The organism is Vibrio sp. 10N.222.48.A3 (assembly GCF_041475345.1).
Taxonomy (GTDB): Bacteria; Pseudomonadota; Gammaproteobacteria; order Enterobacterales; family Vibrionaceae; genus Vibrio; species Vibrio tasmaniensis_A.
Genome location: NZ_JBFRVX010000950.1, coordinates 1 through 3,378 on the forward strand (window position 1 = coordinate 1; position 3,378 = coordinate 3,378).

Annotated in this window: 3 protein-coding genes and 1 pseudogene; all 4 read left to right on the forward strand. The window is 43.2% G+C overall.

What is annotated here, in order from left to right; all coding sequences use genetic code 11:
• Positions 1-516: 516 nt before the first annotated feature.
• The gene (locus AB4653_RS22225) at positions 517-1,452 is read left to right on the forward strand and encodes a LysR family transcriptional regulator (RefSeq protein WP_012604424.1); all 936 of its coding nucleotides are present in this window, start codon (positions 517-519) and stop codon (positions 1,450-1,452) included.
• 217 nt (positions 1,453-1,669) lie between these two features.
• Positions 1,670-2,047 (forward strand): lactoylglutathione lyase, encoded by a 378-nt coding sequence (gene gloA, locus AB4653_RS22230; protein WP_012604423.1) that lies wholly within the window; start codon positions 1,670-1,672, stop codon positions 2,045-2,047.
• 14 nt (positions 2,048-2,061) lie between these two features.
• The gene (locus tag AB4653_RS22235) at positions 2,062-3,159 is read left to right on the forward strand and encodes an alkene reductase (RefSeq protein WP_102257822.1); all 1,098 of its coding nucleotides are present in this window, start codon (positions 2,062-2,064) and stop codon (positions 3,157-3,159) included.
• Positions 3,160-3,269: 110 nt separating this feature from the next.
• Positions 3,270-3,378, forward strand: a pseudogene (locus tag AB4653_RS22240) (EamA family transporter); the annotation flags it as partial.

The following is a 3,378-nucleotide window of genomic DNA, read 5'->3' on the forward strand; positions in this document are numbered from 1 at the left end:
AAAGGTGTAATCATTCTGAGTGATTAGCATCCATACGTCAGATACCGGGTTAGCCGATTTTTTTGCGGCTTCCTGAACTGAGAGTTGTTCCTTTTCAGCCAACGCAGAACCAGAGTAAGCGATAGCCGCACCGCTTAAGAGTAGGGAAATTATTTTAGTGTTTTTCATATTGATACCGAGGGTCATTATTTTGGTGCCATTGTAGTATTCACAAAAGGAATGTATACGTACCGAACGGAAACTCAGTGTCATGTAATTTGAGACAATGTTGTGATTTTAAAGCGCGCTGCATGAGGTGCGCCCCATTATTACAGGGTTTTCGGAGAGGGGATGGCTTTATTGTCTCAATATATGAAGGTTTATTGAGGATTGATGAGTGTGAGTAAAGTCTGGTTAATATGCTTTTTATTAGTAAAATAATCGATGCGTTATACCTTTAACAAATGTTTTTATTGACGATGTTTAATCGTTTTTACGATAGCATGGTATTTATGGTCGCCTAACGAGTAATAATATATGAGCAACGAAATCCCCAATTTCAACCTACTTGCTGTGTTTTCTGCGGTGATGGAGCAGGGCAGTTTGAGTAAAGCCGCGGATCAACTCAGCACTAATCAATCGACCATTAGTACCGCATTGGCACGACTGAAAAAAGAGATAGGCCAAGAGCTTTTTGTTCGTAAAGGACGAGGTGTTACGCCTACTTCTTATGCTCAAAGTTTGTATGAACAAATCAAAACGCCGATTCATGAATTGAATGATGTATTTCAGTCGATGGCTAATTTTGATGAACAATCCTCTGAACGTAAGTTTGTGATTTCTTCACCTGAGCACTTACAGTGGATTTTACTCAATAGTTTTGCTGCGCTTCCTAATCAAAACCTATCGCTAGAAGTCTTTGACCAACCAGACAGTGATGAGCGTATTTACGAAGACCTTTTGACTCAAGAGTTCGATGCAATGATCGATATTGTGGTACCTGAACACCCAAGCATCGTTAGTGAAACTCTATATGAAGGCGAGTTTGTGATCGTGTGTAGAGAGGATCACCCGAGAATCCAAGGTGAAATCAGCGAAGCGCAATTCATGAATGAAAAGCATGCCGTATTAGATAGAACACGGCGTAAAGTTCGCAGTTTAAATCACTACACATCATTGGATTTATCTAAGCGTAAAATCGTGTTTCACGGGCGCTCACTGTTCAGTAATATCTTGCTATGTAGCCAATCGGATTACATCACCGTAGTGCCTTTATCTATGGCTGTGCAGTTTCAAGAAAGGCTAGGTTTACAGTTGTTTAAGCCACCTTTTGAATATCAGCCTATATCCCACTATTTGATTTGGTTAAAGAAGCAGAATAATGACCCTGCTCATAAATGGTTCCGAGAACAAGTCATCAGTACATCAGATGCGATGTCGAAGACGCTTAAAGATAGGCGTTTACGGTTTTAATTGAGAGTCTAACTCGAAGGGAAGCAGTGGCTTCCCTTTTTTGTGTCATTGAGTTCGTGCTAGTCATAATATTCATAACAAAAAATTATCACATTGAGAATTTTTGATAATTTCCTTAATTCCTCGCTGAATCGTATTATTTCACTCAGAGATTAGTGGATAACCTCCACTCAAAATCATAACGGCGCCATGCTTGTGGTGCCAATAAGGGTGAAATATGAAATTCCTACACACAATGATCCGAGTTGCTGATTTAGACAAGTCTATCGAGTTCTACACCAAAGTATTAGGCATGAAAGAGCTTGAACGCCACGAAAACAACGACTACCGCTACACATTGGTTTTCGTTGGATACGAGCAAGGCGGCACGACTATCGAGCTAACGTACAACTGGGACACTAATGAGTACGAGATGGGCAGCGCGTTTGGTCATTTGGCATTGGGTGTGGAAGATATTTACGCCGCATGCGACAAGATCAAATCACTGGGTGGCAACGTCACTCGTGAAGCGGGGCCAGTAAAAGGTGGCTCAACGCACATCGCATTTATCACAGACCCAGATGGCTACCAAATCGAACTGATTCAACTAGGTTAATCGAGGATATAACAATGACAAACGCACTATTTCAACCAATTCAACTTGGTAATATCGAACTTAAAAACCGTATTGTTATGCCACCGATGACGCGTTCTCGCGCAACGCAACCTGGCAATTCAGCAAACGATATGATGGCGGCTTACTACGCTCAACGCGCTTCTGCAGGTTTGATTATCGCTGAAGGCACACAAATTTCACCTATGGGTCAAGGTTACGCTTGGACTCCGGGTATCTACTCTGATGAGCAGATTGCGGGTTGGAAAAAAGTCACCGATGCAGTACATGAAAAAGAGGGCGTTATCTTCGCTCAACTTTGGCATGTAGGCCGTGTAACACACCCAGACAACATTGGTGGTGAACAACCAATTTCGTCTTCTGCACTTAAAGCAGAAAACGTAAAAGTATTCATCGATAATGGCACTGATGAGCCGGGTTTTGTGGATGTGGTTGAACCTCGTGAGATGACGAAAGAAGACATCAAAAACGTGGTTGGTCAATACCGCCAAGCGGCTTTGAACGCGATTGAAGCGGGCTTTGATGGTATCGAACTTCACGCCGCGAATGGTTACTTGATTAACCAATTCATCGACTCTGAAGCAAACAACCGCACTGACGAATACGGTGGCTCAATTGAAAACCGTTTACGTTTCCTAGGTGAAGTGGTTGAAGCTATGGTCGCAGCGATTGGTGCTGACCGTGTAGGTGTTCGTCTTGCTCCGTTCACATCGTTGAATGGTACGGTTGACGCTACGCCAGTAGAGACTTATACAGCGGCGGCGGTGCTACTTAACCTATACAACATTGTTTATCTGCACGTGGCAGAAGTCGATTGGGACGACGCACCTGAAACGCCAATAGCGTTTAAAGCAGCGGTTCGTAAAGCTTACAATGGCGTGTTGATTTACGCAGGTAAATACGACAGCGAGCGCGGCGAAAAAGCGGTTGCTGAAGGCGTAACTGATATGGTTGGTTTCGGTCGTCCATTCGTCGCAAACCCAGATCTACCCGCTCGTATTCAAAATGGTTACCCATTAGCAGCGCACGATCCAAACACATTGTTTGGTGGTGCTGAAAAAGGTTTAACGGATTACCCAAAATACGCAGGCTAAAAATAGCTGCCTGAAGCAGAGTATTGAGATAATATCTCGATCCTGTTGAATGTTTATAAAAAGCAACCTTGCAGAGTCGGGTTGCTTTTTTTGTTATTGGACCAAGTAAGATGATGAAAGCGATGCGCGGAGAGCTTTATCTCCTATTTGCTACCTTGTTAGCTGGGATTGGATGGATTGCATCTAAGCTGGTGGTGTTAGAAATGCCTGGTCCAGTGT

Coding starts and splice junctions, on each gene's coding strand:
- AB4653_RS22225 (WP_012604424.1), top strand. CDS start 517: ATGAGCAACGAAATCCCCAATTTCAACCTACTTGCTGTGTTTTCTGCG.
- gloA (WP_012604423.1), top strand. CDS start 1,670: ATGAAATTCCTACACACAATGATCCGAGTTGCTGATTTAGACAAGTCT.
- AB4653_RS22235 (WP_102257822.1), top strand. CDS start 2,062: ATGACAAACGCACTATTTCAACCAATTCAACTTGGTAATATCGAACTT.